Origin of the sequence: Sorangium sp. So ce887, from assembly GCF_051521455.1 — a bacterium.
In the GTDB taxonomy this organism is placed as follows: domain Bacteria; phylum Myxococcota_A; class Polyangia; order Polyangiales; family Polyangiaceae; genus Sorangium.
Window position 1 is genome coordinate 10645406 of the sequence record NZ_CP150354.1, and the last position, 26037, is coordinate 10671442.

At 73.6% G+C, this 26037-nt stretch carries 19 protein-coding genes; 10 read left to right on the forward strand and 9 right to left on the reverse strand.

The window, feature by feature from the left end; genetic code table 11:
• Positions 1–19: 19 nt before the first annotated feature.
• Together WMF36_RS39860 and WMF36_RS39865 are read right to left on the reverse strand one after the other, a co-directional pair.
• Positions 20–1645 (reverse strand): multiheme c-type cytochrome, encoded by a 1626-nt coding sequence (locus WMF36_RS39860; protein WP_437576066.1) that lies wholly within the window; start codon positions 1643–1645, stop codon positions 20–22.
• A 110-nt stretch (positions 1646–1755) separates the two neighbouring features.
• Complete coding sequence (locus tag WMF36_RS39865) at positions 1756–3228, reverse strand: MlaD family protein (RefSeq protein ID WP_437576067.1); 1473 nt, start codon at positions 3226–3228, stop codon at positions 1756–1758.
• Positions 3229–3410: 182 nt separating this feature from the next.
• On the opposite strand from WMF36_RS39865, the gene WMF36_RS39870 reads away from it, so the two are divergent.
• The 6 genes from WMF36_RS39870 to WMF36_RS39895 all read left to right on the forward strand — a co-directional run bounded on the left by WMF36_RS39870 (position 3411) and on the right by WMF36_RS39895 (position 11526).
• Positions 3411–4568, forward strand: coding sequence for a CAP domain-containing protein (locus WMF36_RS39870; RefSeq protein ID WP_437576068.1), 1158 nt, complete (start codon positions 3411–3413; stop codon positions 4566–4568).
• Between the two features lie 211 nt (positions 4569–4779).
• Entirely contained in the window at positions 4780–7254 is a 2475-nt protein-coding gene (locus WMF36_RS39875) for an Hsp70 family protein (RefSeq protein ID WP_437576069.1), read from the forward strand.
• Positions 7254–7637: a hypothetical protein gene (locus WMF36_RS39880; protein ID WP_437481789.1), complete on the forward strand. Its 384-nt coding sequence runs from the start codon at positions 7254–7256 to the stop codon at positions 7635–7637. Before WMF36_RS39875 ends, WMF36_RS39880 begins: the two co-directional genes overlap by 1 nt.
• The gene (locus tag WMF36_RS39885; protein WP_437576070.1) at positions 7634–9172 is read left to right on the forward strand and encodes a hypothetical protein; all 1539 of its coding nucleotides are present in this window, start codon (positions 7634–7636) and stop codon (positions 9170–9172) included. Before WMF36_RS39880 ends, WMF36_RS39885 begins: the two co-directional genes overlap by 4 nt.
• 69 nt (positions 9173–9241) lie before the next feature.
• Complete coding sequence (locus WMF36_RS39890; RefSeq protein ID WP_437576071.1) at positions 9242–10015, forward strand: ABC transporter ATP-binding protein; 774 nt, start codon at positions 9242–9244, stop codon at positions 10013–10015.
• Positions 10012–11526, forward strand: a complete 1515-nt coding sequence (locus WMF36_RS39895) for a glycine betaine ABC transporter substrate-binding protein (RefSeq protein ID WP_437576072.1) — start codon at positions 10012–10014, stop codon at positions 11524–11526. Before WMF36_RS39890 ends, WMF36_RS39895 begins: the two co-directional genes overlap by 4 nt.
• A gap of 24 nt (positions 11527–11550) precedes the next feature.
• Here the strand turns inward: WMF36_RS39895 and WMF36_RS39900 are convergent, their stop codons facing one another.
• Both WMF36_RS39900 and WMF36_RS39905 read right to left on the reverse strand, forming a co-directional pair.
• Positions 11551–12657, reverse strand: coding sequence for a cation diffusion facilitator family transporter (locus WMF36_RS39900; protein WP_437576073.1), 1107 nt, complete (start codon positions 12655–12657; stop codon positions 11551–11553).
• Entirely contained in the window at positions 12654–13886 is a 1233-nt protein-coding gene (locus WMF36_RS39905; RefSeq protein WP_437576074.1) for an acetyl-CoA C-acetyltransferase, read from the reverse strand. Before WMF36_RS39905 ends, WMF36_RS39900 begins: the two co-directional genes overlap by 4 nt.
• A gap of 121 nt (positions 13887–14007) precedes the next feature.
• Between WMF36_RS39905 and orn the strand changes: the two genes are divergently transcribed.
• Positions 14008–14571 (forward strand): oligoribonuclease, encoded by a 564-nt coding sequence (orn, locus tag WMF36_RS39910; RefSeq protein WP_437576075.1) that lies wholly within the window; start codon positions 14008–14010, stop codon positions 14569–14571.
• A gap of 373 nt (positions 14572–14944) precedes the next feature.
• Here orn and WMF36_RS39915 read toward each other — a convergent pair whose 3' ends face one another.
• The 3 genes from WMF36_RS39915 to WMF36_RS39925 form a co-directional block, all read right to left on the reverse strand.
• Complete coding sequence (locus tag WMF36_RS39915) at positions 14945–16216, reverse strand: serine/threonine protein kinase (protein ID WP_437576076.1); 1272 nt, start codon at positions 16214–16216, stop codon at positions 14945–14947.
• A gap of 265 nt (positions 16217–16481) precedes the next feature.
• Entirely contained in the window at positions 16482–16934 is a 453-nt protein-coding gene (locus tag WMF36_RS39920) for a helix-turn-helix domain-containing protein (RefSeq protein WP_437576077.1), read from the reverse strand.
• Positions 16935–16992: 58 nt separating this feature from the next.
• Entirely contained in the window at positions 16993–18843 is a 1851-nt protein-coding gene (locus WMF36_RS39925; protein WP_437576078.1) for an ABC transporter ATP-binding protein, read from the reverse strand.
• A gap of 150 nt (positions 18844–18993) precedes the next feature.
• Here WMF36_RS39925 and WMF36_RS39930 point away from each other — a divergent pair, with 150 nt between their 5' ends.
• Both WMF36_RS39930 and WMF36_RS39935 read left to right on the forward strand, forming a co-directional pair.
• Entirely contained in the window at positions 18994–19371 is a 378-nt protein-coding gene (locus WMF36_RS39930; protein ID WP_437576079.1) for a hypothetical protein, read from the forward strand.
• Between the two features lie 504 nt (positions 19372–19875).
• Positions 19876–20313 (forward strand): hypothetical protein, encoded by a 438-nt coding sequence (locus tag WMF36_RS39935; RefSeq protein ID WP_437576080.1) that lies wholly within the window; start codon positions 19876–19878, stop codon positions 20311–20313.
• Between the two features lie 84 nt (positions 20314–20397).
• On the opposite strand, the gene WMF36_RS39940 is transcribed toward WMF36_RS39935, so the two are convergent.
• Positions 20398–21630 (reverse strand): choice-of-anchor L domain-containing protein, encoded by a 1233-nt coding sequence (locus tag WMF36_RS39940; protein WP_437576081.1) that lies wholly within the window; start codon positions 21628–21630, stop codon positions 20398–20400.
• A gap of 234 nt (positions 21631–21864) precedes the next feature.
• A complete protein-coding gene (argS, locus tag WMF36_RS39945) occupies positions 21865–23598 on the reverse strand; it encodes an arginine--tRNA ligase (protein ID WP_437576082.1) in 1734 nt (577 codons plus the stop codon).
• Between the two features lie 279 nt (positions 23599–23877).
• Between argS and WMF36_RS39950 the strand changes: the two genes are divergently transcribed.
• Positions 23878–26007 (forward strand): protein kinase domain-containing protein, encoded by a 2130-nt coding sequence (locus tag WMF36_RS39950; RefSeq protein ID WP_437576083.1) that lies wholly within the window; start codon positions 23878–23880, stop codon positions 26005–26007.
• The last annotated feature ends 30 nt before the right edge of the window (positions 26008–26037 follow it).

A 26037-nucleotide genomic window follows, 5' to 3' on the forward strand; every position in this document is an offset into this window, starting at 1 on the left:
GTCGCGCGCCGCCCCTGCGTCAGTACCGGCTGTGCCCGGGCCCGAGGATGAGCTGCATCTTGGACATGGGCTCGAACCCCTCGACGTGCGGCGGGTGGTGACACTGCGTGACGCAGCTCTCGGGCGCGGGCGAGAGCACGATGAGCCCCTTCGTCTCGGGGTCCTTCGCGTGCAGCGAGCCCGGGCCGTGACACTCCTCGCACTGCACGTTCTGCAGGGAGGCGTTGTGCGTCACCGTGGAGCCGCCCGGCTTGCCGTAGCCGGTCACGTGGCAGCTCACGCAGTCGAGGTTGTACTCCTTGAAATCCTGCTGGAGCGTCGCGTAGGCCCGCGCGTGCGCGGTGCCGTCGAAGACCTTGCGCTCCTCCTCGTGGCAGTTCGTGCAGGCGTCGATGCCGATGTAGCTGGCCTGGCCCTTCGCCGGAGGCTCGGGGACGCGATCCGCGAAGGCCTCCTTGTTGTGGGCGTTGACCCGCTTGTAATAGGCGAGCAGCTGCCCGGCGACCTCCTTGTCGGCGCCGAGCTTCTCGCGCACCTCCACCGAGCTGTAGCGGAAGAAGCTGCCGGTCACCTTCGTCTCCGCCGCCTCGAGCTTCGCCTTCTCGGCCCGGAGCTTCTCCAGATCGGCCTTCCGATCGGCGACGTCCTTCTCGGCGACCGTCTTGCTGCCCTCCCAGCCGTTGAGGCGGATCTCGAGCTCCCGGATCCGCGCCGACAGGCTGATGAGCTCCTCGGCCTTCGCGACGCCGCCCGCGTCGGCGAACACGAGCGGGCCGTCGCCCTCGCCGCGAACGAAGAGATCCACGACCGCCACCGACTGGAGGTGGTTCGGCGTCTCCACGACCAGCGTCGTTCCGATGAGCACCGGCGGCTTCGGGCCGTCGTTGATGTCGCCGCGCTCGCTGGGCTTGCCCAGCACGAGCACGTGCAGCTCCGGCGCGTTGTCCGCGAGCCGCAGCGCCTCGCCCCGCGGCAAGGCCGCGAGCCCCACGAACACCGTCGCGCCCTGCTTCTTCGCCTCCTCGACGCCCGCCTTCACCGCGTCGATCGCCGGACCGGCCTTGACGCCCTCGGGATAGGCGCCGGTGCGGCCCTTCGGGTCGCTCACGCCGATGAGGCCCACCTTCACGCCGGAGACGTCGCGCACCACGACACCCTGGACGCCCCCCGCGCCTTCGAGGTTCCTGGCGAGCAGGGCCGCCCCGGCCTGCGCCTTGTACTTCGCGAGCGCCTCGGCGCCGAGCGCCCAGTCGTTCTCGCCGGGCGCCCACGCCGCGAGCCCGATCTCCTTCGCCGCCAGCGCCATCGCCTCGGCCTTCCAGGCGTCCTGGGAGCGGCGCTCCGGCTTCACCTCGGGCTCCATGAAGAGCATCGGCCCCGCGCCGACCACGAGGCGATCCGGCGCCTCGTCGCGCTGGCTCTCGATGAGGGCGGCGAGGTGGTCGATGCCTCCGAGCTGGTCCTTCGTGCAGCCGCACGGCTCCAGCGCGCCGGCCACGGTGCTGAGCACGTAGAGCCGCACCGTCGGCCGGGTCGCGTCCGCATCGGCGCCCGCCTCCGCGCTCGCGGCGCCCGTCGCAGGGGGCTTGCACCCCTGACAGGCCGCCACACCGGCGGCCGCGGCGATCGCGAGGAAAGGAATCAAGAATGCGTATCCCCGACGCACTCTGCGAAGAAGCAAGCGCTTCATGCCCGCGCTATAGCACACGGGCCCGGGCGCACCGGCGGAGGCCGCGCCGAACGTCGGCGACGTGCTCAGAAGCTCGTCGGCGCGAAGGGCAGGACCGTCTTCAGGTCGGCGTCGTTGAACCGGAGCTGCAGGCCGATGAAGTAATCCCGGCGATCGGTGTTCAGGATGTCGTCCATGCCGCCGAGCAGCCACAGCTTGCGGATGAACTCGTAGGCGAGCGCGACCCGCCAGCGCGGCGACAGCTCCTCGCCGAAGCCGAAGAGGTCCTGGCGGAGCTCGAACCGGTCGTCGAGCAGGTGGAGATCGAGGCCGAGGCCGCCCGTCGACTCCTTGATGCCGAACCGGCCCGTGAACGGGCCCATCCGCTTCGCGAACTGGAACGAGAAGCGGAAGGCGTTCGTCGTGATCGTGCGGACTTCCCGGTAGTGCGCGGGGTCGTTCGGGTTGGTCGTGTCGACGTCGATCTGCTGGAAGTCCGTCTTGCCGCGCGGGTCGTTCACCAGCTCGACGACGTAGTACTTGTCCTCGGTCGGCTGGAGCCTGAGCTCGACATAGCTCTTGATGGTGTTGGCCAGGAAGTTGTAGTCGGTCCGCAGCCCGACGACGGTCTGAAACCGGCTGATCCCGCCGACGAGCTCGCCGACGTCCTGGACGACGGTCTCGACCTCGTTGATCAGCGTCTCGTCCTTGGTGAGGCGGCCGAGCGTCCCCTCCCCGCGGTCGACGCGCGCGGCGATGCTGTCCGCGTGCTTCAGCGCCGACTCGAGGTTCTCGGTCGCGCGGCCCACCCGCTCCGCGGCGCTGCGGAGCTCGCCGGGCTTCCCGTCGCGGCCGGGCACCTCGGCCGCGGCCGTCATCGTGCGGATGTCGCGGCTCACCTGCTCGACGTTGCGCAGGATCTCGCGCAGGCGCGGGCCCGACTCGCCCGTGATCTGGTTGATGTTGCTGATCGTCTGCGTGACGCCCGCGCGGTTCTCGCGCACGGTCGCGTTCATCTGCTCGGTGACGTCCGCGAGGTTGTCGAGGATCTGCGCGAGCCGCTCCTGTCCGTTCTCGGAGCCGACGGTGTTCTTCAGGGTCTCGGTGACGGTCTTGACGTCCTTCAGGATCTCGGCGACCTGCCCCTGCATCGACTGGATCGTCGGCTCGTCGATGTAAAACAGGACCCTCCCCTCGTCGGGGATGCGCGGCTTGCCCTCGGTGCCGGGCGAGAGCACGACGAACGACTCGCCGATGAGGCTCGTGGCGCGCTTGCCGATGGCCGCGTCCTCGTAGAGCGGGACGTCGGGGCTCATCTTGATGTCGATGCGCGCCTGGCCGTTGTAGAGCGAGATCTTGTCGACGACGCCGACCTGGATGCCCGAGATCATCACCCGCGATTGCGGGGACACGCCGATGGCGTCCGGCAGCGTGGCCCAGACCCGGTAGCCGTTCCCGCCGCCCACATCGCGCGAGACGAAGCGGTACCCGCCGTAGGCTGCGCCTGCGAGCACGATCGTCATGACGCCGACCTTCGCGGCCTTGGAGACCTCAGCCATCCTGCGCGACGCCACGCTAGCACGAGCTGACCGCGAGACCGCGCGGCTTTCGTCTCGATCGCCTCGATGCGAGGAAGCGCGCATCCGACAGGCGCGCGCCTGTTGGATGCGCGCCTGTCGGATGCGCGCTGCGGGGCGGCAGGAAAGAGGCGCCGGGTCGGGAAATCTGCTAGCCGAGGCGCATGAGGTCGTGGTGGGCCGCAGGGGTGTTCGGCGCGTCACTCACCTTCGCCGGGGCGGCGGCAGCGGAGCCGCCGGCGCTCACGTGGGCGGCGACCACGCGATCGCCGCAGCCGACCGCGGCGCTCGCGCCGGAGATCGCCGCGCTCGCGTCGCGCTGCGGGAGCGCGGACACGGCGCTCGCCGACGTCGCCCGGCGCAACGTCGAGCGGCAGCTCCAGGGAGGGGAGATCATGCCGCCCGATGAGCTCGCATTCACCCTGCGCGCCGCAGGCGCGCCGCACGCCTGGCCGCGGGGCTGGTCCATCTCGGGCCGAGGGCTCGGGCCGGCGGACATCGGCGCGCGGCTCGACGGGTGGATCGCGGGCTGGACCGCGCTCGGGGTGCGGCGATGCGGGGTGGCCCAGGCGAAGAAGCCGGATGGGACGGTGATCGTGGCCGCGGTCGGGGTGGACGCGCTCGCGGATCTGTCGCCGCTGCCGACGAAGGCGCGGGTGGGACAGTGGGTGACCCTCGAGGGGACGATGCGCGTGCCGGCGACCGCGGCGAAGGTGGTGCTGCTGGGGCCGCGGGGCGCGCCCAAGACGGTGCTGAGCTCGCTGTCGGGCGCGCGGCTCCGCTCGAGCTTCGCGGTCGACCAGCCGGGGAGCTGGCTCGTGCAGGTGCTGGCCACGGTGTCGACCGGGCCGAGGCCCGTGCTGGAGGCGATGATCTTCGCGGGGAGCGCCCCGCCGGGCCGCTTCGTCCGCGCGACCGCGCCCGGCGAGGAGGCCGCGAAGGGCGCGCAGGGCGACGAGCACGCGATGCTGCGGATGATGAACGCCGCGCGGGCCTCGGAGCGCCTGCCGGCGCTCGCGCGCGACGCGGCGCTCAGCGCGCTGGCGCGGGCGCACTCCGAGGAGATGATCAAGGCGAAGCTGGTGGGCCACGACGTGGGCTCGGGCGACCCGGCGGTGCGCCTCAAGGCGGCCGGCTACCAGGCCACGATCGCGGGAGAGAACGTGGCCAGCTCGAGCACGACCGAGGGAGCGCACCGCGCGATCTGGGCGAGCCCGTCGCACCGGGGCAACCTGCTCGAGCGGCGCTACGGAAGGACCGGCGTGGCCGTCGTGCGCGACCCGAGCGGCCGGGTCTGGGTGACGCAGCTGTTCGCGGGGTGACCGCGGCCGTCAGGCGGTGGCAGCGCCGGGTCAGGCGCCGCCGATGCTCTCGACGGAACCGGCCGAGCGCCGCCGGCGCGTCCGCGAGCCGGCGCTCGGCTTCCAAGGCGAGCAGGCGCTCGGAGCCCGGAGCCGCCAGCCCGCGGCCTCGCCCGGTCTTCGGTCGGCTCGCCCGGGCGGCCGCCGTTCCGCGCGTGTATCCTTGCACGCGATGGCTGCACGCCCGCTTTACGTCGGTATCGACCTCGGCACCACGAACTCGACCGCGGCCGCCTTCGACGGCGAGAAGGTCACCCTCGTCAGGAACTCCCAGGGCGCGACGCTCACCCCGAGCGTGGTGCGGATCGACGCGCGCGGGACGACCACGGTCGGCGCGCGCGCGCGCCGGTTCCTCGAGAGCGATCCGCAGAACACCCGCGCGGAGTTCAAGCGGCTGATGGGGACAGCCCAGCCGATCGAGTTCGCGGCGGCGAAGGTGACGAGGAAGCCCGAACAGCTCGCCGCCGAGGTGCTCCGCTCGCTGCGCGCCGACGTCGCCGAGCACCTCGGGGCCCTGCCCTCGTCGGCGGTGATCTCGGTGCCCGCGCTGTTCGAGCTGCCCCAGAGCTCGGCGACCTCGGAGGCGGCGCGGCTCGCGGGGTTCGAGCGCGTCGAGCTGATCCAGGAGCCGGTCGCCTCGGCGCTCGCGGCCGGCTGGACGGCCGAGGAGACCACGGGCAGCTGGCTCGTCTACGACCTCGGCGGCGGGACCTTCGACGTCTCGCTGCTCGAGACGCGCGACGGGCTGCTCCGCGTCGTCGGGCACGACGGCGACAACTTCCTCGGCGGGCGCGACTTCGACTGGGCCATCGTCGACTGGGCGCTCGCCGAGATCGCGCGCGCCCAGGGCGTCACCGTGAGCCGCGCCGACCCGCGGCACGCCGCCGCGCTCCGCAAGCTCAAGCTCGCGGTCGAGGACGTCAAGATCGAGCTCACCCGCGCCGAGGACGCGGCGCTCGCGATCCCCGCGGCGTTCGAGGTGGACGGCGCGCGCGTCGACGTCGATCTGGTCCTGCAAAGGTCCACGCTCGACGCGCTCTGCGCGCCGATCATCGACCGCTCGATCGAGGTCTGCAGGCGGCTGATCGCGGCGCACGGCCTCGACGCGTCGCAGCTCGCGCGCGTCGTGCTCGTGGGCGGACCGACCGTGATGCCGGCGCTGCGGGCGCGCGTCAGGGACGCGCTCGGCGCGCCCTTCGGCGAGGGGCTCGACCCGATGACCCTCGTCGCGCAGGGGGCCGCCATCTACGCGGCGACCGCCGGGCTCGACGCGCGGGTATCCGCCTCGCGCGGGCGGGCGAACGAGGGCAAGGAGGAGGGCCGGCGGCTCTGGCTCCAGTACCCGGCGATGTCGTCCGACCTGACGCCCCACGTGGTGGGCCGCGTCATGGAGGGGCCGGGGGCCGCGCCCGAGCGGATCCGGCTCGCGCGCGAGGGCGACGGCTGGACGAGCGCCGAGGCGCCGCTCGACGCCGAGGGGGCGTTCGTGGTCACCGTCGACCTGCTCCCGCGCCGGCCGAACGTGTTCCGCGTCGAGGCGACCGCGGCCGGCGGCGCGACGGTGCCGGTGCACCCGCAGGCGATCACCATCGTCCAGGGGCTCACGATCAGCGATCCGCCGCTGTCGCGCACCGTCGGGGTCGCGCTCGCGGACAACTCCGTGCGGGTCTACTTCGAGCGGGGCGCGCCGCTGCCGGCCCGGCGGACGTTCGTGCACCACAGCGTGGAGAGCGTGCCGAAGGGCTCCGGCGCGTGCGTGCTGAAGATCCCCATCGTGCAGGGCGAGCTCGACGTCGCCCACCTCTGCCGCGTGGTCGGGAACCTCGAGATCGACGGGAGCGGGCTCACCCAGGCCCTGCCGGCGGGCTCGGCGATCGAGCTCACGCTCGAGCTCGATCGGGGCGGGCACCTGTCGGCGCGCGCGCTGATCCCGTCGCAGGGGCTCGTGTTCGAGCGCGTCGCGCACCTCCTCGTGCCCGAGGCGGCGCCCGAGGTGCTCGACGCCTCGCTCGCCGCCATGCGCGAGCGGCTCGCCTCGGTGCGCGAGAGCGCCCTGCGCAGGGACGCGCCGCACGCGCTCGGCAAGGTCACCTACGTCGAATGCGCGCTGGTCGAGGTGGAGCGCGACGCGGCCGCGGCGCGCGGCGGCGACGCCGACGCCGGGCAGAAGGCGCGCCGCGCGCTGCTCGAGCTCGACGTCCTGCTCGAGCAGGCCGAGGCCGACAAGCGCTGGCCGGAGCTCGAGGCCGAGGCGCAGGCCTCCGTCGCGAACGCGTCGGTGTGGATCTCGCAGCTCGGGTCGAGCACCGAGAAGGCGCTCCTCGAGGAGGCCGCGCAGGGCGTGGCGCGGGCGCGCGCCGAGAAGAACCAGGTCGAGCTCCAGCGGCAGCTCCGCCTCGTCCGCAACCTGAGCAGCGCGGCGTTCCAGCGGCACCCGAAGGCGTGGGTGTGGATGTTCGAGGACGCCGCCTCCGAGGCGCACCAGGCCTCGGATCTGGTCCGCGCGCAGAAGCTCGTGCGCGACGGGCGCGGCGCGGCGGAGCGCGGCGACACGGCCGCGCTGCGGGCGATCACCGAGGAGATCTGGCGCCTGCTGCCGATCGACGCGCAGAAGCGCAGGCTCGGCCACGAGTCGGGGGTGCGGTGATGGACGGCGCGCTCGGGCGCATCCGCGACAACCCGTTCTACGTGCTCGGCCTGCGGCCGAGCGCGAGCCGCGCGGAGGTCGAGCGCGAGGGGCAGAAGCTGCTCGGGATGCTCGAGCTCAAGCTCGCGAGCGCCGCGACCTACCCGACGCCGGTCGGCCCCGGCGCGCGGACGGCCGACAAGGTGCGCCAGGCCATGGCGGCCCTCCGCGACCCGGAGCGGCGCCTCGCGCACGAGGTGTGGGCGCGGCTCGATCCGAGGCCCCCGCCGGAGGACGACCTCGACGACGACCTCGGCGAGCTGCCGCCGCCGGAGCCGCCCGGCGAGGATCCGCGCGCGCCGTGGCCGGAGGCGCTGGCCGCGCTCGGCTGGAGGGCGCGATGAGCTGGGGCCTCCTCCTGGCCCTCGCGATCGCCGTGCGGATGATCAGCGAGGCGACCGCGCGGAGGGCCTCTCCCGGAGCGCCGCCGCGCCCCGGCGCGCTCGGCGCGGGCACCTGGCACGCCGCCGTGCGGCTCGTCCTCGCGCCCGCGGCCGTCGTCCTCGCGATCGGCCTCGCCGCGGGTCAGCTCTGGTGCGCGCTGCTGCTCGCGCCGCTCGTGCCCTTCATCGCGCCCTGGCTCGTCGCGCGATACGCGTTCATTCCGCTGGGATTGCCGCGCGTCGCCTACCACGTGACGCTGCTCTCGGACTGGACCTGGCGCGCCGACCGGAGCGGCGGCGCGGCGCTCGCGGCGGCGTGGGCGCTCTGCCGCGCGCGGAAGCCGGACCCCGCAACGGAGGCCTGGGTCAGCGAGCGGATCGAGGGCGCCGGCGAGCGCGGCGGGGCGGCTCCCGCGGCGCGCCCGGAGCCGCTCCGCGGGGCGGGCGTCGTCGCCGGCGCGATGCTCGCGGCGCACCGAAGCGACCTGGAGGGCGCGCGGGCGCTCTTCGACAGCGTCGCCGGCTTCGATGAGCGCGCCTGCCCCCGCGAGGCCCGCCGCATCGCCGCGGGCTGGCTCGCCGCCGACGCGGCCTCCCGCGGCGACTGGACGGCCGTGCTCGATCGCGCGCGCGAGGGGCGCGGCCGGGCGCTGTCGCTGCTCGGCGCCGTCGCCGCGCGGGTGCTCGGCGAGGAGCCCGCGCCGGGCGCGCTCGAGCTGTGGCTCCGCTGGCTCGCCGCGCCCCGCCGCCGCGCCACGCTCCCGCTCTTGCGCCGCGCCCTGGCCGCGGGCGAGGGCGCGGCGCGCCCGGAGCCGGAGGAGCCCGAGCCGTGCGCCGCCAAGGTGGCCGAGGGCGACCTGTGGAGCCGCGCGGTGCTGCGCCACGCGACGCTGCTGCTCCGGCCGCGCGGCGAGGTCTCGGGCGACGAGCTCCGGCGGCTGGGCGGCGCGTGGGACGCGGCGCTCGACGACGAGCGCGCCCAGGCCGAGCTCCGCGAGCGCGCGCTGTCGCTCGGCGCCTCGGGCGCGCAGGCCGCGCTCGGCCCGCTCGCGCGCGCGGTCGAGGAGGACCTCGCGGCGGCGCTGCGCGCGGCGCGCGTGCCGCACACGGCGTGGGACGACCTCGGCGCGACCCTCGGCCGCACGCGCCGGCGCCTCCGCGACGAGCTCCTGTCCGAGGTGGAGCTCGCGTGCGACGCCCTGCGCCGCCGCGTCGACGAGAAGCGCGAGCTCCCGGCGCTCTCGGAGTGGCGCGAGTGGACGTCGCTGCGCGCGCAGTACGAGGCCGCGGCCGAGCTCGTCGGCACGGAGCTCCGCCGCCTCGCGTTCCCCAAGGTGCACGCCGACGTCTGCCACGCGGCCGTCTGGCTGTTCAACGCGCGCAAGGAGCGCGCGATCGCGAACGCGATGTTCCGGTGGCTCCTCGCCGAGGCCGAGGCGCTCGAGGACGCGCGCCTCGCGGGGCTCCAGCGCGCCAACGTCGGGTGCGGGGTGTGACGCGGAGGTCACGCCCGCGCCGCGCGCCGGGGCGCGGGCGAACCGCCTTGGCGCAGCCGGGCTGACCGCATGATCGAGCTCGACAAGCTCACGAAGCGCTACGCCGGCACGATCGCGGTCGACGGGGTCTCGCTGCGCGTCGAGGAGGGCGAGCTCCTCGTCCTCCTGGGCGGCTCGGGCTCGGGCAAGACGACCACGCTCAAGATGGTGAACCGCCTCATCGAGCCCACGTCGGGCGCGATCCGGATCGGCGGGAAGGACATCACCGGCGAGCCGCCGCACGCGCTGCGCCGGCGCATCGGCTACGTCTTCCAGCGGCTCGGGCTGTTTCCGCACCTCACCGTGGCGGAGAACATCGGCGTCACGCCGTCGCTGCTCGGCTGGGACGCGGCGCGCATCCGGGCGCGCGTCGACGCGCTCCTCGAGCTCTGCGAGCTCGATCCGGCGGCCGTGCGCGATCGCCGCCCCGAGCAGCTCTCGGGCGGCCAGCAGCAGCGGGTCGGGGTCGCGCGGGCGCTCGCCGCCGAGCCCAGGGTGATGCTCCTCGACGAGCCGTTCGGGGCGCTCGATCCGCTGACGCGCGACCGGCTCCAGCAGTCGTTCCTGGCGATCCGGCGGCGGCTCGGCCTGACCGCGATCTTCGTGACCCACGACCTCGTCGAGGCCCTCCTGCTCGGCGACCGCATCGCCGTGATGCAGGGCGGGCGGCTCGCGCAGGTGGGGACGCCGCGGGAGCTCATGACCGCCCCCGCGGACGAGTACGTGGCGCAGCTCGTCGGGACGCCGAAGCGGCAGGCGGCGGTCATCGATTCGCTGCTCCGGGAGGGGGAGCGCCGGCCGTGAACGAGCAGCTCGCCCTGCTCGCCGGGCGCCTCCTCGCGCACCTCGAGCTCACGCTCGTCGCGCTCCTCGTGGGGACGGGCGTCAGCGTGCCGCTCGGCGTGCTCATCTCGCGCACGCGCCGGCTCGAGCAGCCGGTGCTCGCCGTCGCGAGCGTCATCCAGACCGTGCCCAGCCTGGCGCTGCTCGCGTTCATGGTGCCCGCGCTGGCCGCGATCGGCGCTCCGAGCATCGGCTACCTGCCGGCGCTCATCGGGCTCGTGCTCTACAGCGTGTTCCCGGTCCTCCAGAACACGGTGGTGGGGCTCTCCAGCGTCGATCCGGCCCTGATCGAGGCGGCCGAGGGCGTCGGCATGACGCCGGGCCAGCGGCTCCGCCGCGTGGAGCTGCCGCTCGCCATGCCCGTGATCGTCGCCGGCATCAGGACGGCCACGGTGTGGACGGTGGGGACCGCGACGCTCTCGACGCCCATCGGCGCGGAGAGCCTCGGCAACTACATCTTCAGCGGGCTGCAGACGCGCAACACGACGGACGTGCTCGTCGGGTGCGTGGCGGCGGCGGCGCTGGCGCTCGTCCTGGACGGCACGGTGAGGGCGCTCGAGATCGGCCTCCGCCGGCGTCGCCGGGGGCTCGTGGCGGCGGCGATCGGCGCGCTCGTCCTGCTCTACGCGATCGCGGCGGTCGGCTTCGCGCGGGGGGCGCTCGGGGGCGGCGCGCGGCGGATCGCCATCGGATCGAAGACCTTCACCGAGCAGTACATCCTGGGCCGCGTCCTCGCGGGGAAGATCGAGCGGGACACGGGGCTGCCCACCGAAGCGGTGGAGTCGCTCGGGTCGATGGTGGCGTTCGACGCGCTGAGGACGGGCCAGATCGACGCGTACGTGGACTACTCCGGGACGCTCTGGGTGGCGGTCATGAAGCGGAGCGACGCCCCGACCGACCGGGCCGAGGTGCTCCGCGGCGTGAAGGAGTACCTGCTCGAGGAGCACGGGATCGTGGTCGCCGCGGCGCTCGGCTTCGAGAACACCTACGCGCTCGCGATGCGGCGCGAGCTCGCCGAGCGGCTCGGCGCGCGGACCCTGAGCGATCTCGTGCCCGCGGCGCGATCGATGTCGATCGGGGCAGACTACGAGTTCTTCCAGCGCGCCGAGTGGAAGACGGTCGAGCAGCGCTACGGGATCGCGTTCGCGAAGCAGCGCAGCATGGATCCCTCGCTCATGTACGAGGCCGTGCGGGCGGGCGAGGTGGACGTCATCAGCGCGTTCTCGACGGACGGGCGCATCGTGTCGTTCGACCTGCGCGTGCTCGAGGACGACCGGCGGGCGATACCGCCCTACGACGCTGTCGTCCTCGCGAGCGCCCGGCTCGCGCGGGAGCACCCGGAGGTGATCGAGGCGCTGCGGGGGCTCGAGGGCAAGATCGACGCGGAGCGGATGCGGGAGCTCAACGTGGCCGTCGACGAGCAAGGGAAGTCCCCCGCCGAGGTGGCGGAGGCGCTGCTGCGGGGGCTCTGACGGGCCGGCGCGAGCCCGCCCCGCTCACCCGCCGCTCCGGTCGCCCGGGGGCGCGTCGCCGCCCGGCGCCCCGGCGCGCGGCCGCCTGAGCGTCACCAGGCGCTCTTCCTGGAGCGGCTCGGGCTGGATCGTGCAGTGGGTGAGCGCGTGCCGCTCGCGCAGCCGCCGGCTCACGGCCGCGGCCACGTCCGTCCCGTGGTGGCCCTTGGCGAGCACCACGTGCACCGTGAGCACGTTGAAGCCGTCGGAGATCGACCAGACGTGCAGATCGTGGAAGTCGAGCACGCCGGGCACGCTCCGGATCGTGTCCTCGACGTGGGCGAGATCGATCTCGATCGGGCTGCCCTCCATCAGCACGCGGGACGTGTCGCGCACGAGCCGCCAGCCGCCCCAGAGCACGAGCGCGCCGATGCCCGCGCTGATCGCCGGGTCGGCCCGCGTCCAGCCGAAGGCGAGGATGAGCACGCCGGCCGCCATGGCGCCGACCGAGCCGAGCGCGTCCGACAGCACGTGCGCCAGCGCGGCCCGCGTGTTGATGTTGTGCCCGCCCTCGCCGGTCGAGAGCAGCACCGCCGCGACCACGTTCACGAGCAGCCCCAGCGCCGCGGTGATCGCCAGCGCCTCGGCGTGCACCGCCTGCGGCTCGCGCCACCGGTGGACCGCCTCGAAGAAGATCCAGATCGCCGTCAGCGCCAGGGCGATGCCGTTGGCGAACGCCGCGAGCACCTCGGCGCGCCGGAAGCCGTACGTCCGCGCGCGCGTCCGCGCCTGCGCGGCGATGCGCTGCGCGATGATGGCGAGCCCGAGCGCCGCGGCGTCGGCGAGCATGTGCCCCGCATCGGCCAGGAGGGCGAGGCTCTTCGACCACCACCCGACCGTCGCCTCGACGACAAGGAACGACGTCGTGAGCGCGAAGGCCGCGATCAGGCGCCGGAGCGGCGTGCCCCGGTGGTCGTGGTCGTGGTGCCGCGGGTCGCCGTGGTCGTGACCGTGATCAGGGTCGTGACCGGGCGCGCGGGGGTGGCCGTGCTCGTGCCCGTCGCCGTGCCGAGCGCCGCGCCCGTGCGGGTGCTCGTGGGCGACGCCCTCGTGCTCGTCGGGCATCTCCATCGCAGCGCCGGCGCGGCTCACACCCGCTCGATGAGGGTCGCCACGCCCATCCCTCCGCCGATGCACAGCGTGATCAGCGCGGTCGCCTTGCCGGCGCGCTCGAGCTCGTCGAGCGCCGTCCCGATCAGGCAGGCCCCGGTCGCGCCGAGCGGGTGGCCGAGCGCGATCGCGCCGCCGTTCACGTTGACGCGGTCGAGGTCGATGTCGAGCTTGCGCGCCGTCTGCAGCGGCACCGCCGCGAACGCCTCGTTGATCTCCCAGAGATCGATGTCGCGCGCCTGCATGCCCGCCTTCCTGAGGGCCCGCTCCGACGCGGGCGCGGGGGCCGTCAGCATGATCACCGGCTCCGCCCCGGCCGTCGCCGCGGCGCGGAGCCGCGCCCGCGGCTTGAGGCCGTGCGCCTTCACGTAGTCGCCCGACGCGAGCAGCACCACCGCCGCCCCGTCCACGATGCCGCTCGAGTTGCCCGCCGTGTGGACGTGCTGGATCGACGTCACCTGCGGGTACCGCGCGAGCGCCAGCGCATCCACGGTCTCGCCGCCGGGGCCCATCGGGGTCGCCCCGAGGCCGGCGAACGCCGGCTCGAGCTTCGCGAGCGCCTCCATCGTGGCCCCGGCCCGCGGGTGCTCGTCCCGGTCGAGCAGCGGCTTGCCGTCGAGATCGACGACCGTGAACAGGCTCTTCGCGAACCGCCCCTCGCGCGCGGCCCGCTCGGCCTTGTGCTGGCTCTCCAGCGCGAAGCGATCGACGTCCTCGCGCGAGAAGCCCTCGATCGTCGCGATGAGGTCCGCCGAGATGCCCTGCGGCACCATCGCCAGCTTCTTGCGGAGGGCGAGGTTGTTCCCGTCGAGGGGCGCGCCGTCCGAGCCCATCGGCACGCGCGACATGCTCTCGACGCCGCCGCCGACGGCGACCTCCTGCTGGCCGGACATGACCCCCATCGCCGCGAAGTTGACCGCCTGCGCGCCCGAGCCGCAGAAGCGGTTGACGGTCACGCCGGTCACGACGTCCGGCCAGCCGGCCGCGAGGACGGCGGCGCGCGCGAGGCATGCCCCCTGCTCGCCCGCCTGGGTCACGCACCCGACGACGACGTCCTCCACGTCGTCCTTGCGGATCCCTGTCTTCTCGGCGAGGCGATTCAGCGCCTGCGCGAGGAGCTCCTGGGGGTGCACGCCGGAGAGCGCTCCCTTGCCTGCCTTGCCGCGCCCCCGCGGCGTGCGAACGGCATCGACGATGAAAACGTCTCGCATGTCAGGCCTCCCGCGCTCGGTGTCCGGCCCGTCCTTAGCACACGACCCGTTCCCGGGGCAGCCCGCTCGCGCCGGGTCTCGGTGGACCTGAACCGGCGCGGATCGGCTATGCTCGCCGCCGATGACGGACCGCTCGCAGCGCATGGTTTGGGTCGATCTCGAGATGACGGGGCTCGACGAGAGCTCGTGTGCGATCGTGGAGATCGCGACCATCGTCACGGAGCCCGACCTGACCGTGGTCGCCGAGGGGCCGTGCCTCGTCATCCACCAGCCCGAGGACGTCCTCGCGGGGATGAGCGACTTCGTCCGCGATCTCCACGAGCGCTCGGGGCTCCTCGCGCGCATCCGCACCGCCACGCTCTCCGTCGGCGACGCCGAGTCCGAGACGCGCGCGTTCCTCGAGGCGCACTGCGACAAGGGCACGGCCGTGCTGTGCGGCAACTCCGTCTGGAAGGACCGCGCCTTTCTGCAGCGCTACATGCCGGATCTCCTCGCCTTCCTGCACTACCGCATCGTGGACGTGTCCACCCTCAAGGAGCTCGTGCGCCGCTGGTACCCGACGCGCTCCGCGCCCAAGAAGCGCGAGATCCACCGCGCGCTCGACGACATCCGCGAGTCGATCGAGGAGCTCAGGTGGTACCGGGCGAACGTGTTCCAGCCGCTCCCGGGCGGCGAGCTCCGCTGAGCGGGCACGGCGACCCGCCATGCGCTCGAGCGCGAGCGCATCCCCGAGCTCGCAGCGCATCCCCGAGCTCGCAGCGCATCCCCGAGCTCGCCTCCCTGCACGCGCCCCCGCATGCCCACCCGGGAGGCGAGCTGCGCGCTCGACTGCCGTCCGATGTCCTCAACCGTCCGAGGTTGCTCCCAGCGGCCGACGCATCCGCGTTGACGGCAACGAGGAGAAAAATATCGGCAACATGAGAAAACTAGATCGATCGAGGGAATGCATTTAGTAGGGTGGCCATGCGTCCAGGCCTCCGGCACGAGGTCTGCGGCGCGGACGCCCCGGCGGCCCCAATCCGCCGGGGTGTCGTTTGCCAGCCGGGCTGCGGCTCGCCTCAGAAAAGCTGGTCGCCGTACCACCGCTGCCCGGGGCTGCGGTTGACCTCCACGGCCGGGGTCGCGGCCATGGACGCGGGCCCGGCGCGGTGTGTCACGCGGGACCTGAGGGCTGGCCTCTCGACGGCAGGGCTCACCGCCTCGGGAGCGCCGGGATCGCAGTGCACCGGCGGGGCCAGCGCGGAAGCGTGCTCCACATCACCTGAATGAGCCGACGGATCGGCCGGCTGCGGGGACGGCGCCCCGCGGCGGGCGATGTACGAGCTCAGCGTCACCGCGACGCCGGCGCTCGCCAGCGCGACGATCAGGAGCGCCCCGCCGAGCCGCAGGAGGCGGCGGCGCCAGCGCGGGGCGGCGATCTGGACCGCGGGGTGCCGCATGGCCTCGGGGGGGAGGGTGCCGGTGGGCAGCGTGTTGCGCGACGCCGGGGCGGGCACGCTCCGTTCGGTGTCCGGCGGCGGCGCCTGGGCTCCGCCGGCGAGGGGCGCCGGGTCGACGAAGAGCAGCGGTCGCACGGCGGTCATGAGCTCCTGGACGGTCTGGAAGCGCGCGTCCGGGTCCTTCGCGAGCGCTCGGGCCAGCGCCTCGCTCACCGCGGCCGGCACGCCCTGGAGCGGCGGCGGCACCTCGTCCAGCGCGCACACCTCCAGGTCGTCGCGCCCCTCGAAGGGGCGCCGGCCCCCGAGCACGCAGTACAGCAGCATCCCGAGCCCGTAGACGTCGGTGCGCTGGTCGATCGCGCGTGCATGCGTGTCGTCGAAGAGCTCCGGCGCCCGGTACCGCGCCGCATCCGCCACGGGGTCCGCGGGCGACCCGAACAGCCGGTGCAGCCCGAAAGCCCTGAGGACGGCGGCTCCCTGGCTGGTGATCCCCACCGTGTGCGGACCGACATCCCCGTGCGCGAGGCCCAGCACGTGCGCCGCGCCGAGCGTCCGCGCGACGTCGACGCCGATGTCGTACACGACGGCGCGGAGCCGGGGCAGCAGATCCTCCACCGAGGGATCGTCGCTCGGCTGGGCGGCAATCCACCCGGCATTGCCCTCCATGCCGCCCGCGATCCCAGGCACGATGCCGTGCATCGCCGGAGGCAGCGAGAGGAGCCGATCGAGCTCGCCGCGGAACGCCTCCGCGTCGAGGCCGACATCCTCCTGGACATAAAGCGTCACCTCGCGGCCGTCCGCGTCGAGCGCGCGATAGGCCTCGGCCGGAGCCGGTGAGTCCAGGCTGGCGACGATGGTGTACCCCGCGAACTCCTGGCCCAGGATCACCATGGGCCCTCCGCCGCGAGCCCCTCGAACGCAGCGGTTTCCACCCTTCCGCGCGGAGAGACAGCAGAGCGAAGCGCGACCTGCGATGTTGGATCAACCCAAGAAATTCTGCTCACTGCGTCGGACCTCCGGCACGAGGTTCGAGTCCATGACACCCCCGGACACCGCTCGGGGAACATCGATTGGCGCGAGGGTAACAGAGGTCACCGGCGCGCGGAAGCCGTCGCCAGCCCGGATCGAGGATCACGAAGCGAGCGAGACGGCGGGCTCACTTTCCGGAACGACGGCTCGACGACGGGGTACGCCCGGAAGCGGCCCGCTCCGGCGGGCGCGACCTGGGCGGAGCCGCCAAGCGAGAGCGCTCGGCATCCTCGCCGGCCAGGGCGAGCATTGCTTGCTTTCTCGTCGAATCGTCAGGCTCCATGAGCAGAAAGAGGATCGCGTTCTGGAGCGTCTCCTGGGCCTGGTCAAAGAGCTCTGCCACGACGGACGCGACCGGGCTGCGCCCGTCGCCGGGCAGGAGGAGGCGCGGCTCGCACTGGAGCCCCTGGGCGATGAGGCCGAGCGCGCCGATCCCGAGATCCCGCTCGCCTCGCTCCACCTGCCGCAGGTACGTGGCCGAGAGCTGCGCGCGCTCGGCGAACTCCTGCATGCTGAGCCCGCGGAGCCTCCGGAGGATGTGGATCGCCTGACCGACCTCCCTGGGGAGCGTGTCGCGCATAGGAGCGCGAGCCTAGCAGGCAGAGCTCGCCCGAGCCGGCGAGAAGGACCCGGGGGCGCTACAGGTACCCTTCGGCCTGCAGCGCGAACATGCGCGCATAGCGCTGGCCGCGGGCGACGAGCTCGTCGTGGGTGCCCTCCTCGACGATGCGCCCGCCGTCGAGGACGAGGATGCGGTCGGCCATGCGCACGGTCGGGAAGCGGTGCGAGATGACGATCGTCGTCCGCCCCTTGGACAGCGACCGGAACCGCTGGAAGACCGCGTGCTCGGCCTCGGCGTCGAGCGCCGCGGTCGGCTCGTCGAGCACGAGGATGTCGGCCTGCTCGCGCATGAAGGCGCGCGCGAGCGCGATCTTCTGCCACTGCCCGCCGCTCAGCTCGACGCCGTCCTTGAACCAGCGCCCGAGCTGCGCGTCGAGGCCCCCGGGCACGGCGGTCACGACCTCGTCCGCGCCGCCCTCGGAGACCGCGCGCTCGATGCGCGGCTCGTCGACGAGGTGCTCGAGGCTGCCGAGCCCCACGTTCTCGCGCAACGTGAGCTGGTATTGGTTGAAGTCCTGAAACACGACACCGATCCTCCGGCGGAGCGCGTCGAGCTCCCAGGCGCGGAGATCCTTGCCGTCGAGCAGGATGCGCCCCTCGGTGGGCTCGTAAAGCCGCGTGAGCAGCTTGATGAACGTCGTCTTGCCAGCGCCGTTGTGCCCGACGAGCGCCAGGCTCTGCCCGCTCGGGATATGGAGATCGATCCCCCGGAGCGCCCAGCGCGACTGGCCGGCATACCGGTAGCCTACGCCCTCGAACCGCACGCCCCGCTCGAGCGCGCCGTCGTTCAACACAGAGGGCAACACAGAGGGCAACACAGAGGGCGACACCGCGGGCGACACCGCGGGCGCGCCGCCGCTCGGCAACGCGGGCGGCACGTCGGTCGGGATGCTCAAATACTGAAAGAGATTCGACATGTAGAGGTTGTGCTCGTACATGCCGCCGACGCCGGCGAGGACGGCCTGGAACGCCTGCTGGCCCTGGCGGAAGGCGGCGACGTAAAGGACCATCTCGCCGAGCGAGAGCCGCCCCGCCGCGGCGGAGACCGCCATGGCGCCATAGCAGCCGTAGAACGCGGCGGTCCCGAGCAGCGACAGGCCATAGGACCACCCGGCGCGGCGGACCGCGAGGGCGCTGTCCTCCCGGTAGAACGACGCGGCGAGCGCCCTGTACCGCTCGAGGAACATCGGACCGAGCCCGAAGAGCTTCACCTCCTTGGCGTGGCCGTCGTTGGCGAGCACGTACTCGAGGTAATTGAGGCGGCGGGCCTCGGGAGAGCGCCAGTTCCGGAGGCGGAACGCCGCGCCGGAGAAGCGCGCCTCGGCGACCGTGGCCGGGATGGCCGCGAGGACCAGCGCGAGCACCGCGAAGCCGCTGAAGCTGACGAGCATCGCGGCGTACCCCGCGAGCGTGATCAGGTTCTGCACGAGGGAGAAGCTCTCGGTCACGATGGACGCGGGGCGCGACGAGGCCTCGCGCCGCGCGCGGGTGAGCTGGTCGTAGAACTCGGAGTCCTCGAAATGGCGGAGCTCCAGCGAGAGCGCCTTCTCGAGGATCAGCGCGTGGATGTCGTTCGAGAGCCGGGCGCCGAGCAGCTGCCGCGTCAGCGAGAGCCCGCGCTGCGCGAGCGCGAGCGCGGCCACGAGGCCGAGCTCGACCGAGACCCACACGAGCGTCGCGCGCTCGTCGCGGGCGACCACCGCGTCCATGATCGTCTTGCCCACGTAGGCCACCCCGAGGGGCAGCACCGCCGCCGCGAGCGTGAGCGCGCCGAGCGCGAGGCTGGCCGCCTTCGACGAGCGCCAGACGAGCTTGAGCGTCCGCGGGGTGTAGGCAAAGCTGTCCCGCAGGCGGGAGAGACCGAGCATGAGGGCGGATTCTAACCACGCCGCCGCGCTCCGCCCGCACAGGCCCGCGCCGCCGGTCACGCCTGGCCGCAGGGAGGGCGCGCGGACGGCCGCGGTGGCGGGCGCGCGCCGGGCGCGGTATCTCGGGGGCTCCGAACCAGGAGGTTCTGCATGTCGAGCATGTCCAATTTGACGATAGGCTACGGAGCGCTGCTCACAGCGCTCGGCGTCGGCGGCTTCGCGGCGACGAGCGCGCCGACGGCGCTCATCCCGGCCGGCTTCGGGGTTGTCGCGCTCGGGCTCGGCCTGCTCGCGAGGCAGGAGAAGTACCGCATGCACGCCATGCACGCGTCGGCGCTGGTCGGCATCCTCGGCTTCCTCGGCTCCATCCGCGGCCTGTCGCAGCTGCCGGCGCTGCTCTCCGGCGGCGACGTGGCGCGCCCGCCGGCCGTCATCGCCCAGTCCCTGATGGCCATCTTGTCCGCGGGCTTCGTCGCCCTGTGTGTGCGCTCCTTCGTCGCGGCGCGCCGCGCCACCGCCCGCCCCTGAGCGCGGCGCGCACCCCCGAGAGCGCCGCCTGGGCCGGGAGCCCAGGCGCCCTCGCAGAACCCCTCTCCCCCATCACCCCCGAGCCAGGGCGCTCCGAGCGATCCTGTCGGCCGCGCGCTCCACCGGCGCCGCCGGACGATCGGCTCCTGTCGAATCCGTAGAGAACGGCCGGTGCGGCGCCCCCTGCGCGCCGATGAGCTCCCCTCCCCTCCCCTTACTCTGCACGTCCCATCTCCGCATGTCCATCTCCGGGCGTCGGATCCAGACTCCGCGCCGCCGGCGAATCTCTTCATGTCGATTATTTGGCAATCTGATCCAGCAGTCCGGAATGCTAGAAATCCGCGCGCAAACGGCCAGATCGGTGCCCTCGATGGCCGTGCATGATGTACTGTCGTCGTTACCAGGCCATCAACTACGAGAAGAGCGAGCACCATGCTTCGACGCATCATTGCATTGGGGCTGACGGCGCCTTTTTTCCTGTCGTGCGGGGAGGATGGTGCCATCATGATCTGGAATTGCAACGAATGCCCCGAGAGCTGGACCTGCACCGAGAACGCCTGTATCCCGCCTCACTGCAGCAATGGCATCCAGGATGATCATGAAGGCGAGACCGACACCGACTGCGGCGGTTCGTGCGGGGCTTGCCGCTTCGGGGCCTCCTGCGAGACGGGAATCGACTGCAAGGAGGGCGTCTGTCGCCTCGGGGCGTGCCAGGCCCCGACGTGCGTGGACGGCGTGGCGAACGGCTTCGAGACCGGCGTCGACTGCGGCACGCGCTCGTGCCCGCTCTGCCCCGCGGGCGAGGGGTGCCTCGCCGGGGAGAACTGCGGGTCCGGCGTGTGCAGGGAGCGTGTCTGCCAGGAGCCCTCGTGCGACGACGGGGTCCTGAATGGAAGCGAGCTCGACGTGGACTGCGGCGGGGCGTGTCGGGCCTGCCGGTAGCGCGAGGAGCGCGGCGAGGCGACCGGGGCCCGCGGCGCTCGCGACGCAGCAAGAGGCCGATGCGACGGGGGAGCGCCTCCTGCTTCAGCGGGGATCGACGGCGGGCGCGGTCTCCAGGCTCACCGTGCCGCCGGTCGCGATCCAGCGGAATCCGTCGATGAGCGCGGTGGAGTCGAAGCGATCGTCGCCGGTGTCGAACAGGATGAACCGGAGCGAGATCTCCTCGCCGCCGCGCACCGGCGCCCGGGTCTTGAGCCACCGGGTGCCGCCGTCGTGGCGGGGGCTGAAGCCCGTCCCCACGAGCTCGCCCGAGCCGAGCGGGCATCCGTCGCAGACATCGAAGAACGCGATATTGACGCTGACCGGCCTGCCCTCCCCGTCGAACGAGAGATTGCCGTTGTACGATCCGGGAGGCGCCGGCGTGGCCAGCGCGACGAATTGGTCGTTGAAGTCCTCGCAGACCCACTCCGGATATTCGTACGTATAGAACTTGAAGAGGAACTCGTAGCCGGTGGCGTTCCGCGGCGCGCGGAGGACGACCTCGAGGCCGATGTCGTCGTTGATGAAGTCGGAGGGAGGACAGTCGGGGTTGTCCTGGGGGAACCCGGGCGGCGCGGCGCCGGCGCCGTAGCTCGAGCAGCTCTCGGACCAGCAGGCGTCCGGGTGGTCGGGCAGGCGGGCGCGCCCCGTCGAGAGCGCGAGCAGGCGCGCGCCGCCCTGCACGCGCACGTTGGGCCCGAACCCGTCGAAGAGGCCGACGGCGGGCGACCGCGCCGCGGGCGAGCCGTCCCCGCGGACGTACCTCGCGGAGAGCACGCCCCAGCGCACGTCCTCGCGGGAGGTGAACGCGCAGAGGTCGATCGCCCTGGCCCCGTTCGCCGGATCGAAATCCTCGAGCGAGAGGCCGTCGTCGCAGGGAGGTGCGACGTTGTCGATCGCGCCGTCGCAGTCCTCGTCCGCCGGCGCGGGGATCTGGCCGCTCGCGTCGGGCTCGGTGACCTCGACCTCGATCGCGCCGGGGTTCACATTTCCATCGACATCGTTGCAATCGCCGCCCGCGGGCGTGAACCCGTCTCCGTCGCTGTCCGCGTTGGGGTCGGTGACGGGACCGGCGCCGTCGCTGCCCGACCCGGGCCCACCAGGCTCGTCGAGCCCGCCGGAGTCGTCCTCGCCGGCGGTACCCGGCGGCCCCGTGCGCCCGTCGCCCGCGCCGCCCTGCGCAGACGAGCCCCCGACCGCCGAGCACCCGAGCGCGACAAGGAGCACCGCCAGGGCGGCGACGCCGGGAGCGGGGGGAGCGAGCCGTCGTTCAGTCATGCTGCACTTTGCCACGAGGTCGGCCTCGAGCCCGAGCCCGCGCGCAACCCCGGTCGGGCTCAACCCCGGTCGGGTCGACCGGTCGACCTCAACCCCGTCGGGTCGACCTCAACCCCGGTCGGGTCGACCTCAACCCCGGTCGGGTCGACCTCCGGTCGGGTCGACCTCAACCCCGGTCGGGTCGACCTCCGGTCGGGTCGACCTCAACCCCGGTCGGCCGCGTTGTCGGCCGCGTTACATCCGCTCCGGAGCCTCGATCCCGAGCAGGCCGAGGCCCTTCGCGAGCACCTCCGCCGTGAGATCGCACAGCGCAAGGCGCGAGCGGCGCACCTCGTCGGTCTCGGCCCGGAGCACCGGACAGCGCTCGTAGAAGGTCGTGAACGAACCGGCGAGCTCGAACAGATAGACGCACAGCCGGTGCGGCTCGAGCGTGGCGGCCACGTCCTCGAGCACCGCGCCGAACCGGAACAGCTCCAGCGCGAGCGCCCGCTCGGCCGGCTCGCCCAGCGCGATCCCGGCACCGCGCGGCGACTCCACGCCCGCCTTCCGGAAGATCGACCGGATGCGGGCGTGCGCATACATCAGGTAAGGCGCCGTGTTCCCCTCGAACGCCAGCATGCGATCCCAGTCGAACACGTAGTCCTTGATCCGATCGCTCGAGAGATCCGCGTACTTCACCGCCCCGACGCCGACCGCCCGCGCCACCGCGCCCGCGGCCTCGACGTCGAGCTCCGGGTTCTTCTCCCGCACCACCTTCGTCGCGCGCTCCACGGCCTCGTCGAGCAGATCCGAGAGCTTCACCGTGTCGCCGCTCCTCGTCTTGAACATCTTCTTGTCGGCCCCGAGCACCGACCCGAAGGCCACGTGCTCGGCCCGCGCCGGCGGCCTGAGCCAGCCCGCATCCCGCGCCGTCGCGAAGACCATCGCGAAATGCTGGCTCTGCGGCGCGCCGACGACATAGATGAGCCGCTGCGCGGAGGCCGTCGTGAGGCGGTGGCGGATCGCCGCGAGATCCGTCGTGGCATAGCCGTAGCCTCCATCCTGCTTGCGCACGATGAGCGGCAGCGGCTCGCCGCCCTTGCCCGTGAAGCCCGCCGGGAAGACGCAGAGCGCCCCCTCGCTCTCGCGCGCCAGCCCCTTCTGGCCGAGCTCCGCGAGGACATCGACGAGCATCGGGTTGTAGAAGCTCTCGCCCGCGAAATCGGCCTCGGTCAGGGTCACGCCGAGGCGGCGGTAGACCGACTCGAAGTAGCGCGTCGACTCGCGAACGAGCTGCCGCCAGAGCCCGAGGGTCTGCTCGTCGCCGCCCTGGAGCCGCACGACCCGCCGGCGAGAGCGCTCGGCGAACGCCGGGTCCCCGTCGAATTTGGCGCGCGCCTGCCTGTAAAACGCGTCGAGATCGCCGACCGAGAGCTCCTGCGAGGCGGCGGCCTCGCCGAGATCGAGCATGTGCTCGATCAGCATGCCGAACGGCGTGCCCCAGTCGCCCAGGTGGTTCTGGCGGATCACCCGGTGGCCGAGCGCCTCGAGCACGCGCGCGAGGGCGTCGCCGATGATCGTGCTGCGCAGGTGACCGACGTGCATCTCCTTCGCGGCGTTGGGGCCCGAGTAATCGACGATCACCGTCTCGGGCTGCGCCGCGGGCGCGATCCCGAGCCGCCCGCCGCCCGCCGTGTCGGCGAGCTCGCGCGTCAGGTAAGCGTCCTCGAGCGTCAGGTTCACGAACCCCGGGCCGGCGATCTCGACCTTCCGGCAGATCCCGCCGAGCTGCAGCGCCCCCACGATCGCCGCCGCGACCTCGCGCGGCGGCCTGCCGAGGCGCTTGGCGAGCGCCATGGCGGCGTTCGCCTGGTAGTCGGCGTGGCTGGAGCGGCGCAGGGAGGGATCGGTGGCGGCGTGCTCGGCGCCGAACACGGCGGTGATCGCCTCCTGGAAAGCGCGGGAAAGGGCGTGGACGGGATCGGCCATGGCGCATCCTTGGCCCGAGCGCGCGGCCAATTCAATAGGCAAGCCGGCGCTCCACGGCCGCCCCGCGGAGCGGCGCGCGCGACGCGAGCCCCGGCGCGACCGTCTCGGCCGAGCGCTCGAATCCTCGCGCGGTCCTCACGCGGTCGACGCGCGTCGACCGCGCGGCAATCGACGGATCCGCCGATGGAAGCGGGCCTTCCTGCGCGCGCGCCGGCGCGGCGCGCGGCGGCGATCCCCCTTTGACAAAAATCGGGCGAGGTCGGACAGTTCACGCCTCCCGTGAGCGCCTCCCCGCCCCCCGCCCCCGGCGATCCGCCCCCCGCCGCGAGCGACGCGCCCGCGGAGAGCGCGGCGGCCCAGATGGTGGGGGCGATCCTCTCGGACCGGTACCGGATCGTGGAGCTCGTCGCGACCGGCGGGATGGGCGCGGTCTACAAGGCCGAGCACCTGCTCCTGCGCAAATGGCTGGCGGTGAAGCTCCTCCTGCCCGCAGCGCAGGGCTCTCCGGAGCTCACCGCGCGCTTCGAGCGCGAGGCGATCGCCGGCGCGCACATCCAGCACCCGAACATCGCGTCGGCGACCGACTTCGGGACCCTCCCCGACGGCGCCCGGTTCCTCGTGCTGGAGTACGTCCGCGGCACCACGCTCGATCGCATCATCAAGAAGGGCCCCCTGTCCGCCGCGCGCGCCGCGGAGATCGCGCGGCAGATCGCGGCGGCGCTCGCCGCGGCGCACGAGCGCGGCGTCATCCACCGCGATCTGAAGCCGCGCAACGTCCTGGTCGAGCACGGCACCGACGCCGTGAAGCTCATCGATTTCGGGCTGGCGAAGGTGCCCCTGGAGCGCTTCTCCACGACCGACGCGCAGAGCGGCGACGCGCGGCCAGAGCCCGCCCGCATCACGCTGAGCGGCATCGTCTTCGGCACGCTCGCGTACATGGCGCCGGAGGCGGCGCAGGGCATGGAGGCCGTCGACGAGCGCTCCGATCTCTACGCGCTCGGGCTCATCCTCTACGAGATGCTCGCCGGGAAGCACCCGTTCGACGCGATCGTGCCCGTCGAGCTCTTCCGGGAGCAGTGCAACACGGCGCCGCCGCCGCTCCGTCTGCGCGCTCCCGGCACGACGGTGCCGCGCGAGCTCGAGGCGCTCGTGATGCGCCTCTTGCGCAAGGACCCGGCGGAGCGCCCCGCGACCGCGCGCGCGCTGCTCGCCGCGCTCGACGCGGCCGTGCCGAGGTCCGAGGCGCTCGGCCTCCTCCCGTGGAAAGAGCCGCTCTCGAGCGGGGCGTGGCCGCTCGGCGATCCGCTGCGCGCGCTCCAGCCCGCCACGCCGCCCGAGCCGCCGGCACGGCAGGACCGAGCCACCGCGACCGGAGGCGCGGCGGCCGGCGATCCCGCAGCTGGCGGCGTTGCAGCCGGCGGCGCCGCGACCGGGGCGCTCGGCGCGCCGCGCGCGACCGCGGGCGCGGGCCTCGCTGCGCCCGGGAACGAGGCGCGCGGGGCGGCGGAGCGACGGCCGCGGCCGCGGAGGGGCGCCCGGGGCTGGCTCGTCGCGATGGCCGCGGTGGTGGCGGCCGGCGCGGCGGGCGCGGTGCTCCTCGGCCGCCTGCCGGCGGGCGCGCCGGCGCCGGCGGTCGCCCCGCCGGAGCTCCGGGAAGCGACCGCCGCGATGCACGCGCCGACCGCCGCAGCGCCGGCCGCCGCGGTGCCAGCGGCCCTCGGCGCACCTCCGCCAGCCCCCCCGGTGATGCCGGCCGCGAGCGCATCGGTCCCCGGGCCGGCCGGCTCCGGGGCGGCGCCGACCGCCGGGGCGGCGCCGGTTGCGGGCGCGGCGCTCGCCGGTCCGGGGCCGCTCGACGGGGCGGAGCTGCCGGCCGAGCGGGAGCGCCTCGTGGGGGCGGTCCAGGCGAAGCGGTGGGAGGACGCGGAGAGCGCGCTCTTCGTGCTGCTCGAGAAGGATCGCTCCGCCTTCGAGCAGCGCGACGTGATGACGGCCGCGGCCGCCGTCGCGGTGAAGAGCTCGTACCGGATCGACGGCCGCGCGGACGCGATCTTCGAGGCGCTGGAGAGCCGCCTCGGCGAGGATGGCCTCGACATCGCCTACGAGATCGTGAGCGGCTACGGCGGCACGCAGGGCGGAAAGCGCGCGGCCGCGCTGCTCCGCCGCCCCGAGGTGCTGGAGCGCGCGAGCGTCCCGCTGCGCATCGCCGTGGCGCTGCGCGAGGCCCCCTGCCGGCGCAAGCCGGCGCTCTTCGAGCGCGCGGCGCTCGAGGGGGACGCGCGCGCGCTCGTGTTCCTGGAGATGCTCCGCTCGTCGCAGTGCCAGCCGCGCATCGGGCAATGCTGCTTCCACCACCACGCGGGGCTGGAGCGCGCGGTGCGCGCGCTGCGCGACCGGCTGCGCCACTGACCCCGGCCGCGCCCGCGCGGATCCCGCTGC

Bases quoted from the DNA above. Each gene is read 5' to 3' on its own strand.
- WMF36_RS39940 (WP_437576081.1), bottom strand. From the start codon at position 21,630: ATGACTGAACGACGGCTCGCTCCCCCCGCTCCCGGCGTCGCCGCCCTG.
- orn (WP_437576075.1), top strand. From the start codon at position 14,008: ATGACGGACCGCTCGCAGCGCATGGTTTGGGTCGATCTCGAGATGACG.
- WMF36_RS39865 (WP_437576067.1), bottom strand. From the start codon at position 3,228: ATGGCTGAGGTCTCCAAGGCCGCGAAGGTCGGCGTCATGACGATCGTG.
- WMF36_RS39880 (WP_437481789.1), top strand. From the start codon at position 7,254: ATGGACGGCGCGCTCGGGCGCATCCGCGACAACCCGTTCTACGTGCTC.
- WMF36_RS39920 (WP_437576077.1), bottom strand. From the start codon at position 16,934: ATGCGCGACACGCTCCCCAGGGAGGTCGGTCAGGCGATCCACATCCTC.
- WMF36_RS39905 (WP_437576074.1), bottom strand. From the start codon at position 13,886: ATGCGAGACGTTTTCATCGTCGATGCCGTTCGCACGCCGCGGGGGCGC.
- argS (WP_437576082.1), bottom strand. From the start codon at position 23,598: ATGGCCGATCCCGTCCACGCCCTTTCCCGCGCTTTCCAGGAGGCGATC.
- WMF36_RS39875 (WP_437576069.1), top strand. From the start codon at position 4,780: ATGGCTGCACGCCCGCTTTACGTCGGTATCGACCTCGGCACCACGAAC.
- WMF36_RS39925 (WP_437576078.1), bottom strand. From the start codon at position 18,843: ATGCTCGGTCTCTCCCGCCTGCGGGACAGCTTTGCCTACACCCCGCGG.
- WMF36_RS39870 (WP_437576068.1), top strand. From the start codon at position 3,411: ATGAGGTCGTGGTGGGCCGCAGGGGTGTTCGGCGCGTCACTCACCTTC.
- WMF36_RS39890 (WP_437576071.1), top strand. From the start codon at position 9,242: ATGATCGAGCTCGACAAGCTCACGAAGCGCTACGCCGGCACGATCGCG.
- WMF36_RS39930 (WP_437576079.1), top strand. From the start codon at position 18,994: ATGTCGAGCATGTCCAATTTGACGATAGGCTACGGAGCGCTGCTCACA.
- WMF36_RS39885 (WP_437576070.1), top strand. From the start codon at position 7,634: ATGAGCTGGGGCCTCCTCCTGGCCCTCGCGATCGCCGTGCGGATGATC.
- WMF36_RS39915 (WP_437576076.1), bottom strand. From the start codon at position 16,216: ATGGTGATCCTGGGCCAGGAGTTCGCGGGGTACACCATCGTCGCCAGC.
- WMF36_RS39935 (WP_437576080.1), top strand. From the start codon at position 19,876: ATGATCTGGAATTGCAACGAATGCCCCGAGAGCTGGACCTGCACCGAG.